This window comes from Acinetobacter sp. AHP123, from assembly GCF_023757925.1.
Taxonomy (GTDB): domain Bacteria; phylum Pseudomonadota; class Gammaproteobacteria; order Pseudomonadales; family Moraxellaceae; genus Acinetobacter; species Acinetobacter oleivorans.
Map to the genome: position 1 here is coordinate 2324257 of NZ_CP092454.1, position 21417 is coordinate 2345673.

General features: G+C 39.8%; 14 protein-coding genes. 8 read left to right on the forward strand and 6 right to left on the reverse strand.

The window, feature by feature from the left end:
* Position 1: 1 nt before the first annotated feature.
* Both xdhB and xdhC read left to right on the forward strand, forming a co-directional pair.
* Positions 2-2377, forward strand: coding sequence for a xanthine dehydrogenase molybdopterin binding subunit (xdhB, locus tag MJX77_RS11060; protein WP_252059044.1), 2376 nt, complete (start codon positions 2-4; stop codon positions 2375-2377).
* Between the two features lie 6 nt (positions 2378-2383).
* Positions 2384-3367, forward strand: coding sequence for a xanthine dehydrogenase accessory protein XdhC (gene xdhC / locus MJX77_RS11065; RefSeq protein ID WP_252059046.1), 984 nt, complete (start codon positions 2384-2386; stop codon positions 3365-3367).
* Positions 3368-3377: 10 nt separating this feature from the next.
* Here xdhC and MJX77_RS11070 read toward each other — a convergent pair whose 3' ends face one another.
* Genes MJX77_RS11070 through trpD form a run of 3 tightly spaced genes read right to left on the reverse strand, consistent with a single transcriptional unit; the run spans position 3378 to position 5948 of the window.
* The gene (locus MJX77_RS11070; protein ID WP_252059048.1) at positions 3378-4073 is read right to left on the reverse strand and encodes a Smr/MutS family protein; all 696 of its coding nucleotides are present in this window, start codon (positions 4071-4073) and stop codon (positions 3378-3380) included.
* Positions 4074-4082: 9 nt separating this feature from the next.
* Positions 4083-4889 carry an indole-3-glycerol phosphate synthase TrpC gene (gene trpC / locus MJX77_RS11075; protein WP_252059050.1) on the reverse strand — a complete coding sequence of 269 codons (807 nt, stop codon included), beginning with the start codon at positions 4887-4889 and terminating at the stop codon, positions 4083-4085.
* A gap of 9 nt (positions 4890-4898) precedes the next feature.
* A complete protein-coding gene (gene trpD, locus MJX77_RS11080; RefSeq protein WP_252061328.1) occupies positions 4899-5948 on the reverse strand; it encodes an anthranilate phosphoribosyltransferase in 1050 nt (349 codons plus the stop codon).
* Positions 5949-6305: 357 nt separating this feature from the next.
* On the opposite strand from trpD, the gene MJX77_RS11085 reads away from it, so the two are divergent.
* Complete coding sequence (locus tag MJX77_RS11085; protein ID WP_252059052.1) at positions 6306-9038, forward strand: TonB-dependent receptor plug domain-containing protein; 2733 nt, start codon at positions 6306-6308, stop codon at positions 9036-9038.
* A 13-nt stretch (positions 9039-9051) separates the two neighbouring features.
* Positions 9052-11817: a M1 family metallopeptidase gene (locus MJX77_RS11090; RefSeq protein WP_252059054.1), complete on the forward strand. Its 2766-nt coding sequence runs from the start codon at positions 9052-9054 to the stop codon at positions 11815-11817.
* A gap of 97 nt (positions 11818-11914) precedes the next feature.
* Here the strand turns inward: MJX77_RS11090 and MJX77_RS11095 are convergent, their stop codons facing one another.
* The 3 genes from MJX77_RS11095 to MJX77_RS11105 form a co-directional block, all read right to left on the reverse strand.
* Positions 11915-12499 (reverse strand): anthranilate synthase component II, encoded by a 585-nt coding sequence (locus MJX77_RS11095; protein ID WP_005307201.1) that lies wholly within the window; start codon positions 12497-12499, stop codon positions 11915-11917.
* A gap of 295 nt (positions 12500-12794) precedes the next feature.
* Positions 12795-14597, reverse strand: coding sequence for an aminopeptidase P family protein (locus tag MJX77_RS11100; protein WP_252059056.1), 1803 nt, complete (start codon positions 14595-14597; stop codon positions 12795-12797).
* Positions 14594-16153, reverse strand: a complete 1560-nt coding sequence (locus MJX77_RS11105) for a peptide MFS transporter (RefSeq protein ID WP_252059057.1) — start codon at positions 16151-16153, stop codon at positions 14594-14596. The genes MJX77_RS11100 and MJX77_RS11105 overlap by 4 nt, the downstream gene beginning before the upstream one ends.
* Positions 16154-16883: 730 nt before the next feature.
* Here MJX77_RS11105 and glnA point away from each other — a divergent pair.
* The 4 genes from glnA to MJX77_RS11125 all read left to right on the forward strand — a co-directional run bounded on the left by glnA (position 16884) and on the right by MJX77_RS11125 (position 21368).
* Entirely contained in the window at positions 16884-18299 is a 1416-nt protein-coding gene (gene glnA / locus MJX77_RS11110) for a type I glutamate--ammonia ligase (RefSeq protein WP_171056845.1), read from the forward strand.
* Positions 18300-18425: 126 nt separating this feature from the next.
* Complete coding sequence (locus MJX77_RS11115; protein WP_004790961.1) at positions 18426-18935, forward strand: chorismate--pyruvate lyase family protein; 510 nt, start codon at positions 18426-18428, stop codon at positions 18933-18935.
* The gene (gene ubiA / locus MJX77_RS11120; protein ID WP_252059059.1) at positions 18932-19810 is read left to right on the forward strand and encodes a 4-hydroxybenzoate octaprenyltransferase; all 879 of its coding nucleotides are present in this window, start codon (positions 18932-18934) and stop codon (positions 19808-19810) included. The genes MJX77_RS11115 and ubiA overlap by 4 nt, the downstream gene beginning before the upstream one ends.
* 112 nt (positions 19811-19922) lie before the next feature.
* Positions 19923-21368: a lipase family protein gene (locus MJX77_RS11125; RefSeq protein WP_252059061.1), complete on the forward strand. Its 1446-nt coding sequence runs from the start codon at positions 19923-19925 to the stop codon at positions 21366-21368.
* The last annotated feature ends 49 nt before the right edge of the window (positions 21369-21417 follow it).

Genomic DNA, 21417 nt, shown 5'->3' on the forward strand with positions numbered 1-21417 from the left:
CATGAATCAAACCATTGACTTAAATATTTCTAAAAAATCAGCTAAAGCAGGCGACTCGATTCCACATGAAAGTGCACATTTACATGTGACTGGGCAAGCAACCTATATTGATGATTTACCTGAGCTTGAAAATACCATGCATCTGGCAGTTGGATTTTCAAATTGTGCCAAAGGTAAAATCATTAAGTTTGATTTGGATGCAGTACGTCAGGCTGATGGTGTGTATGCAGTTTTTTCGGCAAAGGATATTGATGTTGAAAACAATTGGGGACCAATTGTAAAAGATGACCCAATTTTTGCCGAAGAGCAGGTTGAGTTTTATGGCCAAGCCCTGTTTGTGGTTGTTGCTGAGAGTTATCAGCAAGCCCGTCAGGCAGTTCGCTTGGCAAAAATTGAATATGTGAGTGAAACTCCGATTTTAACGATTCAAGATGCGATTGAAAAAGAATCGTGGGTATTACCGCCTGTTGAATTTAACCATGGTGAAGTTGAACAGGCATTTCAAAATGCAGCCCATCAACTTTCAGGTGCGATTGAGCTGGGTGGGCAAGAGCATTTTTATTTAGAAGGTCAGATTTCCTATGCGATTCCACAAGAAAATCAGAGCTTAAAAGTCTATTGCTCGACACAACATCCAACCGAAATGCAGCTGCTGATTTGTCATGCATTAGGCATGAATATGCATCAAGTGAGTGTAGAAAGCCGCCGTATGGGTGGTGGATTTGGCGGTAAAGAGTCGCAGTCGGCGCAGTGGGCATGCATTGCATCTTTGGCATCACAAAAAACAGGCCGTCCGTGTAAATTACGTTTAGATCGTGATGATGACATGAGCGCTACAGGTAAACGTCACGGTTTTGCTTATGAGTGGTCTGTAGCCTTTGATGACAGTGGTGTTTTACAAGGCTTAAAGGTACAACTGGCTTCAAACTGCGGTTTTTCGGCTGATCTTTCTGGGCCAGTAAATGAACGTGCGATTTGCCATATTGGCAACGCTTATTATTTAAATGCAGTTGAGCTACGTAACTTACGTTGTAAAACCAACACTGTGTCTAATACGGCATATCGTGGTTTTGGTGGACCGCAGGGCATGTTTGTCATTGAAAATATTATTGATGACATTGCTCGTTATTTAGGTTGTGACCCAGTTGAAATTCGGCAGCGTAATTTCTTTGCCGAGCAGCCCGGTGCTGGACGTGACCGTATGCATTATGGGGCAGAAGTCCGTGATAATATTGCGCCAAAATTGGTAGCTGAATTATTGCAAAGTAGTGATTATGCAAAACGCAAACAAGACATTCATGCTTTTAATCAGAACAATGACATCATTAAACGTGGTATTGCGTTAACCCCATTAATGTTCGGTATTTCGTTTAATGCCGTACATTACAATCAGGCGGGTGCACTGGTCTATGTGTATATGGATGGTACTGTTTCTATTACCCATGGCGGTACAGAAATGGGACAGGGTTTATATACTAAAGTAAGGCAGGTTGCTGCACATGAGTTGGGTTTACCAATCGATAGCATTCGCTTAATTGCAACAGATACTTCTCGTGTACCAAATACTTCAGCAACTGCAGCATCGAGTGGAGCAGATTTAAATGGTAAAGCTGTTCAAAATGCCTGTATTAAAATTCGTGAGCGTCTGGCAAAACTTGCAGCAGAAATAAGTGACAGTGAAGCTAACCAAGTCCAGTTTGAAGATAGTATGGTTTCAACAGCAAATGGTCACTCATGGACATTTCCTGACTTGGTTCAACGGGCATATATGGCACGTGTACAACTGTGGGACAGTGGTTTTTATAAAACTCCAGAAATTCACTATGATCAGGTCAACCATTTAGGGCGTCCATTTTTCTATTATGCTTATGGCGCAGCGGTCAGCGAGGTCGCAATAGATACGCTAACTGGGGAAATGAAAGTGTTACGTGCCGATATTTTGCATGATGTCGGGCAGTCAATTAACCCTGCAATTGATATTGGGCAAATTGAAGGCGGTTTTGTTCAAGGAATGGGGTGGCTCACCACAGAAGAGTTGTATTGGCAGCCGCAGGGCCCACACGCAGGCCGTTTATTTACCCATGCACCTTCAACTTATAAAATCCCGACCAGTGTGGATATACCTCATATTTTTAACGTCAAACTGTTTAATAATCAAAATCAGGCAGACACCATCTATCGCTCTAAAGCGGTAGGTGAACCGCCATTTATGTTGGCATTGTCAGTTTTCTCTGCAATTCGTCAGGCAGTACAGGCGGCTATTCCAGAAAATGCACCGCTCGTACTGGATGCTCCTGCAACTGCCGAAGAAATTTTACGTGCAATTGCGATTGGACGAGGACAAGCTTTGGCTGATCGCCCACAAGCTAGAATGTAGAAGATTATGCAACATTTACAATGGTGGACTGATTTTTTAGCGTGGCAAGTCGAGGCTCTGCCTATGGTATTAGTCACAGTGGTCCGTGCTGATGGTTCAACACCACGAGAAGTTGGTGCAACCATGTTGTTGCGGTTTAATTTGCAACAACAATGGCAGCAATCCGATACGATCGGTGGCGGGCATTTAGAATTTAAGGCTATTGATATTGCTAAAGCAATGTTAAAAGAAACGGGAACTTCTGTGAGGCGTATTGAACGCTTTAACCTCAGTGCGCGGCTGGGACAGTGTTGTGGCGGAGTAATGTGGTTATTGTTTGAAAAAATATCACCCACTGATATCACATCGAATTTATCTGCGAGTTTGCAAGCATGGCGAGGTGGAAAGCATATATGGCGTACCGTCTCACATCAATATGCGTCCACTTGGCAGACTATGGATATAGAACAACAACCATGTTTGGAGTTTCATTCTGGCAGTAGTGAGCAATGGCAATTTGGCCAGCAGATTCAACCTTATGCCATGCAAGTGCTAATTTGTGGAGCAGGGCATGTGGGGGAAGCAATTGTCCGTTGTTTATTGCCTATTGGTGTTCGGGTGAAATGGATTGATCCACGTGATGATATTTTCCCATTAGACTTACTGGAACAGGTGCAATGTTTAACGACTGATACCTTAGACGCCGAAATTGAGCAATTTCATCGTTTGGGGGCAATTTTAATTTTAACGCACGATCATCAACTAGATCTGCAATTGTGTTTTACAGCCTTAAAACCTACGGTGAAACCATTTGCTTATGTAGGAATGATTGGTTCAAAAAGTAAAAGAGCTATTTTTGAAAAGCGTATGCAAGTACGTGGTTATACCCCAGAAACATTACAACGTTTGGTTTGCCCGATCGGGGTAGAAGGAATTTCATCGAAACAACCTGCAATGATTGCCATTGCAGTAGTTGCTCAATTATTGCAGGTGTTTGATGTAAAAAAATGATCCCAAAGGATCATTTTTTTTGTTCGAACTTTGGATTTTTTTCTGCGCGTTTAAGCAGCACGAGAACGGCACCTGTACCACCTTGATTTTCAGGCGCACTTACAAATGCCAAAACATCGCGGTGTTGACGTAACCATCCGTTGACATAGGTTTTTAAGACCGCTTCAGGGCCTTTGCCATGCACAATTTTGATGACATTTTGATTTTCATCTTTTGCCATCTGAATAATTTGTAAAACTGCGTCACGTGCTTGTTCAATGGTACAGCCGTGTAAATCTACAGCTTCAAACCAACGCATCTTGCCTGCTTTTAAATCTTCAAAAACCTTATGTTGAAGAGTCGCAATGCGATAGCTTAACGTTGCTTGACTTGCGACAGGATTTAAAGCAGCTTGTGTATCAGATAGTTCGGCATGCTCAGTGTCACGGCCACCTTCGGCAGCTGCACGTTTAGCTAATGTTTGAGCATCAACTTTTCTGGCGCGAGGAACTCTTACATCAGCAATATTACTATTATTGATGGGTTTAACACCTGCTACAGCGCTTTGAAACAGATTTGCATTTTCCAATTCTTCAGACTCAGCCGGAGGTTGTTTGGTCTCAGGCTGACTTGCGATTTTGCTTGAATGAGGATTGGAGATTTGCTTTTTAAATTGCTTCAATAACTTTTGTTGCTCTTTAGAAAGCGATGAATCTTTATTACTCATATATCTTCATTAAACCGTTTGAGGTTGTCCAAAAAGGGCAGTAAAAGCTTGATCTGGACGTGGTTGTTTCATAAAACTTTCGCCGACCAAGAAGCTATGAATATCATGCTCTTGCATCATGCGCACATCATCTGGTGTCGCTATACCGCTTTCAGTAATTAATAAACGTGAGGCCGGAAGTAATTTTTTCAATCGAATGGATGTATTTAAATCCACATCAAACGTTTTTAAATTACGGTTATTCACGCCTAATAAACATTGCTCAGAAAGCTTTAAAGCGCGTTCCATTTCTTCTTCGTCATGAACTTCAACTAGTACATCGAGTTGATGTTCAAATGCAGTTTTAGACATTTCTTCGAGTTGCTGGTCAGATAAGCAAGCAACAATTAATAAAATACAGTCAGCATGCAAAGCACGTGCTTCAACTACATTATATGGATCGATCAGAAAGTCTTTACGTAAAGCAGGCAGGGCACAATGACTGCGGGCAATCACAATATTCTCATCTGCACCCTGAAAGAAATCCACATCGGTCAATACCGATAAACATGCTGCTCCAGCTTGTTCATATTGCTGAGCAATTTCAGCAGGATTAAAATCTGCGCGAATAATCCCTTTTGATGGAGAGGCTTTTTTAATTTCAGCAATTACACCTGGGCGTTTATGTTTTAAAGCATTTGCAAAGCCACGCACTGGAGTCGCAGCTTTTGCTAATTCTTCAACATCTTGCAAATTACGTTGTTTTAAACGCGCAGCAAGTTCCTCATGTTTACGGTCAACAATTTTACCTAAAATGGTATTTTGAATATTAATCATGAGAAGTCCTTAATCTGCCTGACATTGTTTTAATGTTTTGGTAAATTCAGCCAAAACACTCATTTTTTCTAAGGCTTGTCCGCCATAAATAATATCTTGCGCGAATGTAACAGCCTGAGCATAAGTCTTGGTAATACCAGCCACATAAATACCAGCACCCGCATTAAGCGCAATCATGTTTGCAGCTTTTTCACCAATATCGGATTTATTTTTGCTTAAAGCATCTTTAATCAATTTTAGACTTGCCGTTGCATCAGCGACTACCAAACCACTTAAGGTTTGTGACTCAATTCCGACATCTTCAGGATTAAGCGTCCATTCAGTAACTTCACCATCTTTCAGTTCGGCAACAGCAGTAGGAGCAGCAAGACTGATTTCATCAAGACCATCTTTTGAATGAACAACCATCACGTGTTCAGCACCGAGTTGCTTCATAACTTCAGCAATTGGGCGGCAAAGTTCATCTGAAAATACACCAATGACAAAGCGTTTTACGCCCGCTGGATTCGTAAGCGGCCCCAGTAAATTGAAAATACTGCGGACACCAAGCTCACGACGTGGCCCAGCAGCGTATTTCATTGCTTTATGATGGTTTGGTGCAAACAAGAAACCTATACCCATTTCACGGATACAGCGTTCGGTTTGTTGCATATCTAAATCAAGATGAATACCTGCTTGTTCAAGTAGGTCTGATGAGCCTGATTTACTTGAAACACCACGGTTACCATGTTTGGCAATGGTTGCACCTGCTGCCGCAATCACAAAGCTTGAAGCAGTAGAGACATTAAATAAGTTTTGCCCATCGCCGCCAGTACCCACAATATCAACTAAATGTTTGATATCACTGACATCAATTTTAATCGCAAATTCACGCATGACACGTGCAGCTGCAGTCATTTCATCAATACTTTCACCCTTCATGCGTAAGCCCATCATTAAAGCACCAATTTGTGCTTCAGTTGCCTCACCTTGCATGATGCTGCGCATGATGTCTTCCATTTGAGGCTGAGTCAAATGAATGTTTTTGGTAATGTGGTTGAGCGCCTGTTGGATATTCATAGTCATGATTTACAGCATTAATGATTAAAATTTTTAGGTGAAGTTGATCAAGAGTGGAAGGTTCGGCTTGTTGCGTTCCATGATTCACTAGCTACGGAGAGCTATGTTAGCAGAAAATAATCAAAGATTTTTGTTGTTCGATCATAGTTTTAAAAAATTTGCTCGTTTCTTACTTTACTTTGATTAATAAACAGAATTTATTTATGGAAAAAGGTTTTAGTTTATTGTGAGTTTTTATGATAAATAATTAACCATTTGGTATATCTTAAACGCCAATATACCTAGGAAAAATGTGTATAAATCAATCAAATTAAAGTGGATATATTAGGGCAATCTTTAATTTGTCTATCAATAAATATGTATTTAAATAACTTGAAATATCTAGGGGCTTTAAAAAATAAGCGCTCATTTATTTTTGTATTTGTTTCACTGTTTCATCCATTAGAAAGTTATGCACAAGAAACTGTAGAGCAACCACAAAACCAAACTAAACCAGATAAAGTAGTCCGTGTTGCTGTGACAGGATCTCGGATTTCAAAAGCACAAAAAGATGGCCCGACCAGTGTCACCGTAATTACCGCAGCCGATATTGAAAAACAAGGTTTTAGTAATGCATTTGATGCACTCAATAATTTGACGCAGAACACGGGTTTTGTACAAGGTGCCGATTATGGAAATACTTTTACACCTGCGGCTAACGCTATTAGCTTAAGAGGCTTAGGACCTAATCATACTTTAACTTTGATTAATGGACATCGGGTTGCAGACTATCCTGTACCTTATGATGGCTCTGTCAATTTCGTAAATTTAGCCAATATTCCAACTGCCATTATTGATCGGATTGAAATATTAAACGGTGGTGCCTCTGCAATTTATGGTTCAGATGCAATTGCTGGTGTGGTGAATATCATTCTGAAAAAGAAAACAGACGGCACACAGTTTAATATCAAGGCGGGTGGAACAAAAGAAGGTGGTGAAAACTTACGTTTACAACTGAGTGGCAGTAAGACTTTAGACAAGCTCAGCCTTGTTTATGGGGTTGAACTCAGTGGCCGTGAACCGATATGGGCAGCCGATCGAGATTTTATGAAGAGCCGAACTCGTTTAGGAGAAAAACCAGACACTATTGTGGGTCGTAAAAATGCTGATACTGGTAAATATCTTTCAATTGGTGGGTGTCAGGTCTTTAATGGTTTATTTAACGGATCAGTCAATAATATTGGACAAGCAGGGGCAGACAATTGTGCCAGTGGTTTGGCACGACCAACTTATTGGACGGTTCAAACTCAAAATCGCAGTCAAAATGGTTATCTCGGTTTAGATTATGAGTTAAATGATAAAACCCAACTATTTGCCGATTTTTTAATTGGGGCAAATCAAATTGAAAACAATACCCGTAGTCCGACATGGACTTCTTTAGCTGCAACGAGTGGTTATTTCCTAAATCAAGATTCTGGAAATTATGAAATTTGGAATCGCCGTTTTGCACCTGAAGAATTAGGCGGGGTAGAACGAATAAATAAAAAATGGAAAGAACTTTCTTCGAACTTAAATTTTGGAATTCGAGGCGATATTGGAGAGACGAGCTGGAGTTATGAAGCAGCCTATAATGGTTCTATTTATACTAGTCAGCTAAACCGCCAAGGCTTATTACGCTCGAATGTTGATGAATATTTCTTAGGTAAGCAACTTGGTACAGATGCAGATGGTATTCCTATTTATTCACCTCATTTAGATCGTTTAAGTCGACCACTCACAGCAAGCGAATTTGAGAGTATTTCGGGAACCACAAAAGAAAAAGATAAGTCGTGGGCACAAAGTTTGACCCTAAGTGCGAATGGTGACGTATTTAAGCTACCTGCAGGAACTGCCAAACTTGCGGCTGTGGCTGAAATTGGGCGTCAAGGCTTCTCGATTAAGCCAGATGAGGCGATCGAAAATGGTGAATATTATAATTTAAGCTCTAGTGGCGAATATGGAGGAACACGGACCCGCCAAGCACTCGGCGCTGAATTATTCTTACCCTTAGCAAAACCGTTAAATTTAACCCTGTCCGGACGCTATGACCGTTATGCTTTGTCAGATAACAGCATTGATAAGCTAACTTTCGGTTCGGGTCTCGAGTTTAGACCACATCCGACTTTATTGGTGCGCGGTAACTACGCGACCAGCTTTCGTGCACCAGATATGAACTATCTGTTTTTAAATAAACAAAAAGGTTATTTCGAAAAGACCACCGATTATTTACGTTGTAGCCAAACGGGACAACCTTTAGATAAATGTAGCTTTAAAGATTACGCGCCTGGGGCGAATTACACTTTAACCGGAAACAAAGAGCTTAAACCTGAAGAGGGTAAATCTTATGGTGCAGGTTTTGTTTGGTCGCCAACCAATAAGTTTGACATTAGCGTCGATTACTGGGATATCAAAATTGATAATCTTGTGAGAAATTTGAGTGATGACAAAATTCTACGTTTAGAAGCAGATTGTCGTTTAGGCAACCAAGATATTAACTCTGCGGCCTGTATTGATGCTTTGGCACGTGTAGAGCGTAACCCTGCAAATGCAGTTGTCGATCCAAATGTGATTAAGAATATTAATATTGTGCCGATTAATGCTGCATCAGACCATACTCGTGGGATTGATTTCACTAGCAGATGGCGTTGGAAAACAGACAGTTTTGGTAACTTTCTCTGGACAATCAATTATAGCCGTGTACTAGAACATGAATATCAACAATCAAAAGATCACGAGAAAGATGACTATTTAAAAGATTTAACTATTCAGGATTGGCGTGACCGTTTTAATACCAGTCTCAGCTGGAGCTTTGGTGATTGGGCATCAACAGTATTAGTTAATCGTTATGGCAAAATTCCAAACGGCGACCAGACTGCCTATTTAAGCCCAACGTATTTAGTGAACTGGAGTGGTACTTATCAAATCTCTCCAAAAGCTTCTGCTTCAATCATTATTAATAACTTGTTTGACAAAGTGAAACGAGATGACACAGGCGGTTGGCCGTATTATCCGGTAGGATCATATTCGCCATTCGGCCGTCAAGGTTGGTTGGAGTTTAACTATAAATTCTAAGAATGATGTATGGATGCAGCGAAGTGGTACAGCATTTGCTGCATCTTTTTATTTAAAACTACAGAGGATAAAACCCCTTATGTTGGTCAAGCCTTCATTTAAAAAAAGATTACTACTTACAACATTATTATCTTTATCGGCAACACAGATTTTTGCATCTAATAACAGTGAACAAATCCCGATTGGTAAATTACCCGAGTGGGTCGTACCCGAATCTTATGATTTAGATTTTAAGATTGATCCCGCACAAAAAGGCTATACCGGTAAAACTACTATCCATTTAAAGCTGGCTCAAGCCACAGATCACATCTGGATTCATGGTAAATCTTTGACAGTGAAAGGTGTGAATATCACATCGGCAGAGGGTGCTAAAACCAAAGCAAAATATGAGCAAGCCTCCGAGGTTGATGGGGTGAGTAAAGTTAAATTTGCCAAGACCTTGCCAGCAGGCCAGTATCAACTCGTTCTAGATTTTAATGCGGCGTATGACCAGCAGCTCGACGGTATTTATAAAATCGAGTTTGAGGGTAAACCCTATGTGATGACTCAAATGGAAGCGATTAGTGCACGCCAGTCATTTCCGTCATTTGATGAGCCACGTTTTAAAACGCCGTTTAATATTCGTTTGACGATTCCAAGCAAATATTCAGGTTTTGCCAATACCCAACAAACATCTGAGCAAGCAGAGAAGTCGGGTTGGAAAACGCTAAGTTTTGCACAAACCAAACCATTGCCAACTTATTTACTTGCGTTGGCTGTCGGACCGTGGCAATTACAAAAAGGGCCAGATATTGGGGAAACTTCATGGCGTAAGCAGCCGATTCAGTTACGTGGTATTGCGCCTGATGCTAAAGCTGAAAAAATGCAGCATGCCTTGTCTGAAACACCAGCCATTTTAAAAACTTTAGAAGATTATTTTGCCTTTGGTTATCCATTTGACAAGTTAGATTTACTTGCAGCACCAGACTTTGCAGCTGGAGCCATGGAGAACCCGGGGCTAATTACTTTTAGAGACTATCTAATGTTATTAGATAAAGACTCACCAGTCTCTTTTGTACAGAATTCATTTAATGTCAATGCACATGAGCTGGCACATCAATGGTTCGGTGATGTCGTCACGATGCCGTGGTGGGATGATTTGTGGCTTAATGAATCTTTTGCCACATGGATGCAAAGTAAAATCACCCAAAAATTACATCCCGAATTTAATGCTGACCTAGAACGTATTGCAGATACTGCTGATGCGATGAAAAGTGATAGTTTGGTGAGTGTACGTCGTATTCGTCAGCCTATTTTAAGCAATGCCGATATTCAAACGGCTTTTGATGGCATTACGTATCAAAAAGGTGCGGCTGTTTTAAATATGTTTGAAAGCTACTTAGGTGAAGAAAAATTCAAACAAGGAGTACGCAATTATATTAATAAGCATCAATATGGTAATGCGACAGCCAATGATTTAATTAGCGCTTTAGCAGAGCAGTCTGGACAAAGTGAGCGCTTTGCCAAAGCGATAAAAAGTTTCCTTGATCAACCGGGTGTACCTTTAATCAATACTTCACTACAGCAAAAAGGCAATAAAGTCTTTTTAAATGTGAAGCAAACTCGTTATTTACCTGTGGGCTCAAGAGGAGATGCAAGAAGCCTTTGGGGCGTACCGTTATGTGTACGTTATGAAGTTCCAAATGCAGCCAGTAAGGTCCAGTGTGAGCTGGTAGACCAAGCAGAAGCCAAGATTGAACTCAAAGGTGCTAGCCTTGGTAGTTGGTATATTCCAAATGCAGATGCGGCAGGGTATTACCAATTTAGTTTGCCTCAAAAAGAATTTACTCGTCTGACTGCTGCTACAGAAAAGCTTTCTAATAGTGAACAGTTGGCCTATGCCTATGCAATTTCAGCTGCATTTAACCATGGGGATATTAATTTATTGGCTGTCGTAGATGCTGCGAAGAAATTTGCCAATTCAAATAGCCGACAAATTAGTACAGCGCTGTTTTCTCAGTTAAGTACCATTCATCGTCATGTATTGAAAACAGAAGCTGAACGTGAACATTTTAGGAAAGTCTTGGCCAATTTATATTTACCTAAATTAAATCAGTTGGGTTATGTAAACAAAAAAGATGAATCAGCCGAAGACAGTTTATGGCGTAGCGAGTTAGTTAAGTTTCTTGCTTTAGATATTCAAGTTTCCGAAGTCCGTACACAACTCTTAAAACAGTCAGATGCTCTATTTGCTCAAAAGCAGCTTAACTTTGCGCAAGTACCACCTGAATTATTGCCAACCATTTTAGCTGTACGTGTACAAGAAAAAGGCCAACCTGCTTTTGATCGTTTATCTGGAGAGTTACAACGCGTGACTCAACCAACCCAGCGTCTTGCGATTCTTACTGCCTTAGGTTCAGCAAATCAAGAAGCAACACGCCAACAAGCACGACAGTTGATTTTAAACCCGCGTGTTAAAGTTGGTGAAGTTCGTACTGTGGTGAACTCCATCAATAATTATGGAGATGAACAAGGTGGCTTATGGTCTTGGTTTAAGGTAAATCATGACGCCGTGTTTGATCGTTTAGGTAAATCTTCAGCTGGGCGTTTTCCTGCAATGTTTAGTGGGGCAGCATGTACCCAACAACAAGCAGTCCAGTTAAATGACTTTTTTGCACCACGAACTAAAGAATTGGTAGGAGTTGAAAGAGGATTGAAACAGACCAAAGAGCGTATTCAACTCTGCGAATCTTTGGTGGCAAAACAAGATGGATCAATTGTGCAGCAGTTAAAGTTGTAATTGATTCAAGCATTAAAAAAGCCAACTGATCGTAGTTGGCTTTTTTTATTCAGGGTTCTTATCACATTACTTTTAAAACAATCTATTTACGGCAGCCTTATGCATAAATATCTAAAAAGTTTTTAAAGATTTGATGGCCATGTTGACTCAAGATTGATTCAGGATGGAACTGCACGCCTTCAACAGGAAGTGTCTTATGTTTAACACCCATAATTTCTTCCATTGAGCCATCTGCTTCATTGGTCCAGCACGTTACTTCAAGGCAATCAGGCAGTGTTTGCTGATCGATCACTAAAGAGTGATAACGAGTTGCCGAGAATGGGCTAGGAAGATTACTGAAAATACCTTTATTGCTGTGGTACATATCAGATAAACGTCCGTGCATCACCGTTTTGGCTCTTACAATTTTTCCGCCAAAAGCTTGCCCAATACTTTGATGCCCTAAACACACGCCAAGCAAAGGAATTTTCCCAGCAAAGTGATTAATTGCAGGAATTGAAATACCAGCTTCACTTGGAGAGCAAGGGCCAGGACCAATCACGAGATATTTTGGTTGCCATCGTTCAATATCCTCTAATGTGACTTGATCATTGCGAACAACTTTTACTTCCTGATCCAACTCGCCAAAATACTGGACGATGTTGTAGGTAAAAGAGTCGTAATTGTCGATCATTAGAAGCATGATGAACTTAACCTCATGATAGTTAATATATATTTAATAAGTGACTAAAATAGTTACCCATATTGATACCCGTTTCCAGAAAAGGCTTTTAGATTTGAAATAAGAAGCCACTTTCTAATCGGCTAATATAGCAAAAAAAGAAGTAACCAGTTTAACTATTTCATTCGTTAGAAATTTGCGAAAAAAACGATTTTGAGAAGTGAGCCTTTTTGAGATGATAGATAAGTACGGCTCAGGCAAAATAAGCTTTTTATTAGAAATAGAAAATTATTCTGCCTGAGTTAAAAAAAGAAGATTAAATCGCTCTCGTGTTATAAATCAGCCAGTCTAAAACATCGCCAGACAAGTGTTCAGCTAGTCTTTCCTGAACAGTTTGATGGTAACGATTTAACCAGTCTTTCTCTTCATTAGTTAGCATATCAACAACGATACAATCTAAATGAATCGGGCAAAGGGTCAGTGTTTCAAACTCCAAGAATTCACCGTAAGTTTTTTCAAACCCTGAGTGAAGTTTGTTAGCAACCAGATTTTCAATGCGAATACCGTATTGTCCCTCATGGTAAAGACCTGGCTCGTTAGAAATAATCATTCCTTCACGCAACTTACTATAAGCATGTATAGGCGCGTAATAAGAAAGTACTTGCGGTCCTTCGTGTACGTTAAGCGCAAAGCCTACGCCGTGTCCTGTTCCATGGCGATAATCTAAACCATGTTGCCATAAAGTATTACGACAAATTGAATCGAGTAGCGGAGCAGCTAAACCTTCTGGATAAATCGTTTTTGCCAAAGCAATGTGACATTTTAAAACCAAGGTATAGTCACGTTTTTGTTGCCCTGTGGGCGTGCCTACAGGAACAACACGAGTAATATCCGTTGTTCCATCTACATATTGCCCACCTGAGTCAATCAACAATAGACCATCACCTTCGATAAATGAATAGTGCTCTTCAGTTGCACGATAATGAGGTAGAGCACCATTAGCATTAAAGCCAGCAATGGTTGAAAAACTCGCCCCTATAAATCCATCTTGCTGCGCACGGAAAGCTGTAATCTTTTCATCAATAGTGAGTTCTGAAATGCTTTCACCATGATGAAGTGCTTTCTCTAACCAGTGGAAAAAGTGGCAAAGCGCGACTCCATCTTTAACCATTGCATGACGGATATGAGCAATTTCGCTTTCATGTTTACGCGATTTAAAAAGCGTACTCGGGTTGATGTCATATATAACCCGAATATCTTTTGCGATGGCTTGTTCATGAAAAATCGAGACTTTGGCTGGATCTAAAAGTACCGAGGCATCTGAAATATTTGCTAAAAACTTAGCTGTATCTTCGTAGTTACGAATTTCAATACCATCGGTTGCCAAAGCTTGCTGAATGCTTACATCAACTTTGTCAGCATCAATAAAAAGAATAGTTTGTTTTGCATTGACATATAAATGTGAAAGGAACACAGGGTTATATTCTACATCTTGCCCACGTGCATTTAAGATCCATGCGATATCGTCTAAAGATGAAATGAAATGACCCGCAATATTCTTGCTATGTAAAGTTTCACGAATAGTCTGAATTTTCTCTTTACGAGATAGAGCATTTAACCCTTCAGGCATGAAATGAATTTTCTTTGATGGAAGTTCTGGGCGGTTTAACCAAATTTCTCCGACTAAATCTTGCTGGGTTTCGAGTTTATAATTATTAACTCGTGCAGTATGTTCGAGTGCTTTAAATTGCTGAATTGATAAAGTATGCCCATTTACCACAATGACTGATTCTGGTTTTAGATTTTTCTCAATCCAAGCGAGATGTGTTGAAGATTCATCACTTGTTAATTTTTGAAGATCAAAGCCAGTTCCAACAAGTTGTTGCTCTGCTTGTACCCAATAGCGACCATCTGCCCAAAGGCCAGCAAAGTTTTGGGTCACGACGAGCGTACCAACCGAACCACTAAAACCGCTTAACCACTGCCTTGCTTTCCAGTAGTCTGGTAAATATTCTGACATATGTGGATCGGCACTCATCACAATCAAAGCATCAACATGCTGATTGCGCATGAGTTCACGAAGTTTCTCAAGTTTTTCTGGAACAGTTAAAACGCTCATATAGTTTCCAACTCAGGTTGAACTTTACTGGTACTTTTGTTCATTAATCTATTGATAGGTTTCTTTAATAAAAATAACACGATTGCGCCAATCACTAACGCTAAAACACATCGCATAAATAAGGTAGGTAAATGATTAATGCCATCCGCTGATACATGCCCGCCAATTAAGCCAGCGATAAGATTACCTAAAGCTGAACCTGTAAACCATAGACCCATAATTTGACCACGTATAACATCAGGTGCAAGTTTAGTCATGGTAGATAGGCCAATCGGGCTTAAGCAAAGTTCGCCGATAGTAAGTAGAAATAAAGTACCTACTAACCAAAATGGTGAAACTAATCCACCTGCAATAGCAAAACGGCTTGCAAATGACATCAACAAGAAACCGCCTGCTGCCAGTAAAAGTGCAATAATAAATTTACTGATATAACTTGGGTCTTTATTTGACTTACCAAGTTTAGCCCAAAGCCATGCTGCAATTGGGGCAAAAATAATAATAAACAGAGCATTAATTGATTGAAACCATACTGCTGGAATCTCAAATCCGAAAACAATACGGTCTGTGTAATCTTGCGCAAATAGGTTAAAAGATGTTGGTTTTTGCTCAAAGGCAGACCAAAAAAGAGCTGATGTTGCTAATAAGACAAAGCAGATAATAATTTTAAATTTTTCATGTTTTTCTAAACCAAGGAAAAATAATAAATAGATAAAATAAGCGATAATTCCAACGCCGATTCCGACTGTTAAATAAGTTGCTACCGCGACTGGATTGATATGAATAACACCAAAGAAAGTAAGAGCAATAATGACTGCAACAGATAGTAAAAATGAGAAAGCAATTTTTGGCGCATTTCTATTTTCTACGACAGGTTTATTCCAATTGTCAGTTTGCTGACGCAATTGGTTGAATGATTGTAGTTGAGGAATGGCTAATGCACGGAAGATGACTAATGCAATCAACATTCCAAGGCCGCCAATCCCAAAACCTAGATGCCAGCCATGATCGCGAGCCAATATACCTGTAATAAGCGGGGCAATAAACGACCCCATATTAATCCCCATATAAAAAATGGAGAAGCCAGCATCTCGTCTACTATCCTGAGCTTTATATAATGTTCCGACAATCACTGAAATACAGGTTTTAAATAAACCTGAGCCAAGAACAATAAGGACTAAGCCGAAATAAAAAAAGAACTGATCAAAGATGGGGGTAAGCGCAATTGATAAGTGACCTAAAGCAATAATGAGGGAGCCATACCAGACGGATCGTGCTTGACCTAACCAGTTGTCGGCAATCCAACCACCTAAAACGGTCATTAAATACATAGAGCCTGCAAATAACCCAACAATTGCGGCGGCAGTAGGACGATCAAGACCTAAACCCCCATCATTGACCATCGCAACCATATAAAGAACGAGTAAGGGGCGAATTCCATAGTAAGAAAAGCGTTCCCATAGTTCTGTAAAAAATAAAGTTTTTAAGGGTTTTGGATGGCCGAAAAAAGCTGTGTCACATTGTTCGAGTTCATGCTTCATTTCAAATCCTTTGAACATACTTGTAGTTTAATAAGCCAAACTTTTAGTTTGTTTAGTTATAAAAAAAAGTTATGTTTTATTTTTTAGATTTTTTTAAATTGAAAAGCAAGTTGGTCATGTATAAAAAAGGTATATAACAAATGGTAAAAAATCACTTTAGTTTCTTGCTGCACCAAAGCTGATCAAAACCTATTTCACGGCAGAGAACTTGATAAGCGAAAGAAAACTAATTTTATAAAACTTCATTATTTATTGAGGTAAGGGATGATTCGATCGCTGACGTTTTTAAATTTTTGAGAACTATTTTTTGAAGAGATATTTGCATTAGAACTTTTGGCAAAGGCATGGATAGATGTAGAAGGGGCAGCTAAAGGTTAAAATTTTATAAGTCATCTTTTATTATTTTCATTCATTGTAATAAGAAAGTCAGCTTTATATATTAGAAAGTATTATGATCATGAAGGACTGTTAGATATTGATGCGATGATTCATATTGGCGCAACAATTTTGCACTAAATTAGGGCGATTGCGAGCTATTCTTGTATGCCATAATTTGAAAATGTCTGAATATGGTGCATTTAACTATGCAAACAGTATAATGGGTTCAAGACAAGGGGCCTAAATCATGGATAGTTATAAGCAATTCAATGTTTTAGGTAAGTCTTATAAAGTTGGTATGAGAATTGCTATATAAATACCAGCAATTAACACGCACTTAACAAGTGCAACAAAATTTCATTGGAGCAAAATGAGCATGGCGAACAAGGTCCTTCAACTCATACAAGAAAGTGGCGCAAAATGGGTCGATTTTCGCTTTACTGATACTAAGGGTAAAGAACAGCACGTAACTTACCCAGCTGATTCTATTGATGAAGATACTTTTGAAGACGGTAAAATGTTTGATGGTTCTTCAATCGCTGGTTGGAAAGGCATTGAAGCATCTGACATGATCTTACGTCCAGATGCAGAAACTGGTTTCATCGACCCGTTCTTTGCTGAACCAACTGTAGTTGTGACTTGTGACGTTATTGAACCTTCAACTGGTCAAGGTTATGAGCGTGACCCACGTTCGATTGCTCGCCGTGCAGAAGAATACTTAAAATCTACAGGTATCGGTGATACTGCATTCTTTGGTCCAGAACCAGAATTCTTTGTATTTGACGAAGTGAAGTGGGACATCGATATGTCTGGCGCTCGTCATACATTAATCGCTGAAGAAGCTGCTTGGTCTACTGGTAAAGATTACGAGTCTGGTAACTCTGGTCACCGTCCACGTGTTAAAGGCGGTTACTTCCCAGTTCCTCCAGTTGATTCTTCACAAGATATGCGTGCAGAAATGTGTGCAAAAATCGAAGACATCATGGGCCCAGGCCGTGTAGAAGTACATCACCACGAAGTTGCTTCTTGCCAGTTAGAAATTGGTGTGAGCTTCAATACACTTGTACGTAAAGCTGACGAAGTTCAACAGTTCAAATATGCTGTTTGGAACGTTGCTCACCAATATGCAAAAACTGCAACCTTTATGCCTAAACCAATGGTAGGTGATAACGGTTCTGGTATGCACGTTCACATGTCTATCTCTAAAGATGGCAAGAACTTGTTTGCTGGTGATGAATATGCAGGCCTTTCAGAAATGGCATTGTATTTCATCGGTGGTGTAATCAAGCACGCTCGTGCATTGAACGCAATCACAAACCCATCTACAAACTCATACAAGCGTTTGGTTCCTCACTTCGAAGCGCCAATCATGCTTGCTTACTCAGCACGTAACCGTTCTGCGTCTATCCGTATCCCATACGTTTCTAGCCCTAAAGGTAAGCGTATCGAAGCTCGTTTCCCAGACCCAATGATGAACCCGTACTTAGGTTTCGCTGCATTGTTAATGGCTGGTATCGACGGTATCCAAAACAAGATCCATCCGGGCGAAGCTGCTGATAAGAACTTGTACGATCTTCCTCCAGAAGAAGAAGCAAAAATCCCAACAGTTGCTCATAGCTTAGATATGGCTCTTGAAGCACTTCAAGCAGATCACGAATTCTTGTTAAAAGGCGGCGTGTTCACTAAAGAAATGCTTGATGCATACATCGAACTTAAAACTGAAGATGTACGTCGTCTTAACACGACTACTCACCCAGTTGAATTCGATATGTACTACAGCTTGTAATACATATTTTCGTAAAAAAGCCTGCTTATGCAGGCTTTTTTATTGCTTGGAATGTTGATTGAATTCTCTACGTTTTTTATCAAAAAATTGGGGTAAACTAGGTGCGAGTTTTCATGTGAGCAGATTATGCGTAAACGACAACCGGTACTTAAACAGGAAAAGACTTTAAATCCTGAGTTGAAAACATGGTTGTATGCGTCCGGTTCTCTGACTCAACAATTGACTGAACTTGGCGGTGGCCAGTTTAGTGTAAAGCCTTTTCAAGAACATTTTCAGCGTTTAACTTTTGCAGATAGTCAGTGGATGAAGATGTCTCATGCTCACACTTCGTGGGTAAGAGAAACCTATTTATATGGCTGTGAAGCAGAACCATGGGTTAAAGCAAAAAGTATTTTTCCAATTCAAAGTTTACAAAAAAAAGCCCGTATATTTCAGCACATTGGTTCTAAGCCAATTGGCTTTTTTCTATTTCAAAGAACAACACCACTTTGTGACCGTCGTGTCATTCGTTTGCCTGAGGGCTGGACACGACAAAGTTGCTATACTTGGCATGGATGTAAATTTATCGTCCAAGAGACATTCTTACCGGCTTTTGAAGCTTTTTTAAATCAGCAGCACGACAAGGAATTACTATGACGACTGCAACAGGTACAACATGGCGTCAGCGTTTAGAGGCTTATTATTATCTCTGTCGATTTGATAAGCCTGTTGGAACAGAACTGGTGTTTTGGCCAACCATGTGGGCACTTTGGATTGCAGCAGAGGGAATGCCACCTCTACATATTCTTTTGGCGATGGTATTAGGTACAATTTTTATGCGTGCCGCTGGCTGTGCAATTAATGATTTTGCTGATCGTAAAGTGGATGGTCATGTAGAGCGTACAAAAACACGCCCTTTGGCAACAGGGGTAATCCGTCCAAGAGAGGCGGTGTACGTATTTTTAGCATTAGTATTTGCCAGTGCTTGTACGTTGTTCTTTTTACCTATCGCGACGTTCTACTGTGCATTAGGGGGCTTGGCTTTAGCATTTGTATATCCTTTCATGAAACGTTATACCCATTTACCGCAAGTCGTTTTAGGTATGGCATTTTCTTGGGGTATTCCAATGTCATTTACTGCAATGGGTAAGCCTTTAGATATAACGTGTTGGCTAATTTATTTTGGTAATTTGGCATGGACAGTGGCTTTTGACACTCAATATGCAATTACAGATCGTGAATATGATTTAAAAATTGGTGTGAAATCTACCGCTATTCTTTTTGGTCGATATGACATTCAGATTATCGCGCTTTTACAAGCAACTAGTCTTGTTTTGATTGGCACTGCACTGTATTTAGAAAATATCTTATTTCCATGGGCGATCATTGCTTTAATTGTTGTTGCATTTGATTTTGTATATCAAACAATTAAAACCAAAGACCGCAACCCCCAAGCATGTTTTTGGGCATTCCGTCACAATCGTTGGGTTGGATTAATCATTTTTCTAGGAATATTTTTAAATTTCATATAGTAAAAATGACCGCAAGGTTGAAAAGTGTTCTATGCAGAGCACTTTTTTTATGTCTTAATATTCGTGCATAAAAAAATATGCGGAATAAATAATACATAAAAAAGGATATTCTATGAAACGGTCAAAAATTGCTTTAGCTATAACATTATCGGTTTCAACATTATTTCTTGCAGCATGTAATGACAATGATGATGACTATGTTGGCGTAAACCCTGATAAAACCTATCTGTCTGAAAGTAATTACGCTATAGATCAAGTTGATAATGCTTCAACGATTAAAGTAATGACTTATAACATGGCAAATGTTCAAGGAAAAACAGCAACTGCCACAGCACTGGTATTGTTCCCCAAAGCGACTCAGCCTAAAGATGGTTATCGCGTGGTCGTGTGGGAGCATGGAACTGTTGGGGTGGGTGATGGTTGTGCGCCAAGTAAGAATACAATTAATCCACGCTTTAAAATCCTAGCTGAGACTTTATTGGCGGCTGGTTATGTGATTGTGGCACCAGATTATGAGGGTTTAGGTACACCAGGAGTGCATCCGTACTTAAACTTATCTAGCGAAGCAAAATCAGCGCTTGCTGCAGTAAAAGCAGTAAAAGAGCATTATGGTGCCCAGTTAAAAGGTGATTGGATGTCGATTGGTCAGTCACAAGGTGGACATGCATCTTTAGGTACTGCCGAATTTGCAAATGCGGATACAAGTTATAAGGGGGCTGTAGCAGGAGCACCTGCTTCAAGCTTGGGAACAATTATTCAAATTTATATTGACCCACAATTTAATCTTGATGCAAATGGAAAACCTAAAGCAGTAAATAAGCTAGACGAGAACTTACTTCAAGTCCGTAATGCAGTAGCTAATAATCTAATAACGGCGGCTCAAGGTCAGGCAATGATTGACCAAATTGCAGATGGTTATGCTGAATTATTAGCATATGCAGCATTTGCAAGTGCAGGGATTAAAGCACAGCAACCAAACTATGACTTTAAGACAATTTTTACATCAGGAGCGGCTGATATTGCAGAATTGGCTTATGGACGTACAGGTGATGATGGGGCTTGTTTAAGTTATCCTACACCTGATAGTGCAAATGGTTTACAAGCGAAGTTTAAGGCGGGCATTTTAGCTTACTTGGCAGACCCTACGCATCAAATTGCACAGTACGGTATTGATCTGAATAAATTCAAGACAGATCAAGTTGTTCAAAAGTTTTTGACAGCAACCCAACCTGCGACGAATGCTACAGTCGAGAAAGTCATTAAAACGCCTGTATTTATTATTCAAGGTGAAAAAGATCAAGCTGTATTGCCTGTAGTCACACAAGGTTTATTCGCGAATATGAAAGCGAATGCTTTGAAATTTTTCCCACAAGCAGCCTATGATAAAGGCTATAAGCTAACTATTGTACCGAATGCAACCCATACACAAGCAATCATATGTCAAAATGCCAATGCTGTAGATTTCATTCAAGCAAATATGTCAGCTGGTACGGGTATTGTACTGACAGATGCTCAGAAGGATGCTAGCCAAAGTCCTCACTGCACAGGTAAATTCTAAGATTTAATTATCTAATTAAAAAATTAGCTTTAAAAAAAGAGCCACTTTA

Coding starts and splice junctions, on each gene's coding strand:
- xdhB (WP_252059044.1), top strand. CDS start 2: ATGAATCAAACCATTGACTTAAATATTTCTAAAAAATCAGCTAAAGCA.
- xdhC (WP_252059046.1), top strand. CDS start 2,384: ATGCAACATTTACAATGGTGGACTGATTTTTTAGCGTGGCAAGTCGAG.
- MJX77_RS11070 (WP_252059048.1), bottom strand. CDS start 4,073: ATGAGTAATAAAGATTCATCGCTTTCTAAAGAGCAACAAAAGTTATTG.
- trpC (WP_252059050.1), bottom strand. CDS start 4,889: ATGATTAATATTCAAAATACCATTTTAGGTAAAATTGTTGACCGTAAA.
- trpD (WP_252061328.1), bottom strand. CDS start 5,948: ATGAATATCCAACAGGCGCTCAACCACATTACCAAAAACATTCATTTG.
- MJX77_RS11085 (WP_252059052.1), top strand. CDS start 6,306: ATGTATTTAAATAACTTGAAATATCTAGGGGCTTTAAAAAATAAGCGC.
- MJX77_RS11090 (WP_252059054.1), top strand. CDS start 9,052: ATGCAGCGAAGTGGTACAGCATTTGCTGCATCTTTTTATTTAAAACTA.
- MJX77_RS11095 (WP_005307201.1), bottom strand. CDS start 12,499: ATGCTTCTAATGATCGACAATTACGACTCTTTTACCTACAACATCGTC.
- MJX77_RS11100 (WP_252059056.1), bottom strand. CDS start 14,597: ATGAGCGTTTTAACTGTTCCAGAAAAACTTGAGAAACTTCGTGAACTC.
- MJX77_RS11105 (WP_252059057.1), bottom strand. CDS start 16,153: ATGTTCAAAGGATTTGAAATGAAGCATGAACTCGAACAATGTGACACA.
- glnA (WP_171056845.1), top strand. CDS start 16,884: ATGAGCATGGCGAACAAGGTCCTTCAACTCATACAAGAAAGTGGCGCA.
- MJX77_RS11115 (WP_004790961.1), top strand. CDS start 18,426: ATGCGTAAACGACAACCGGTACTTAAACAGGAAAAGACTTTAAATCCT.
- ubiA (WP_252059059.1), top strand. CDS start 18,932: ATGACGACTGCAACAGGTACAACATGGCGTCAGCGTTTAGAGGCTTAT.
- MJX77_RS11125 (WP_252059061.1), top strand. CDS start 19,923: ATGAAACGGTCAAAAATTGCTTTAGCTATAACATTATCGGTTTCAACA.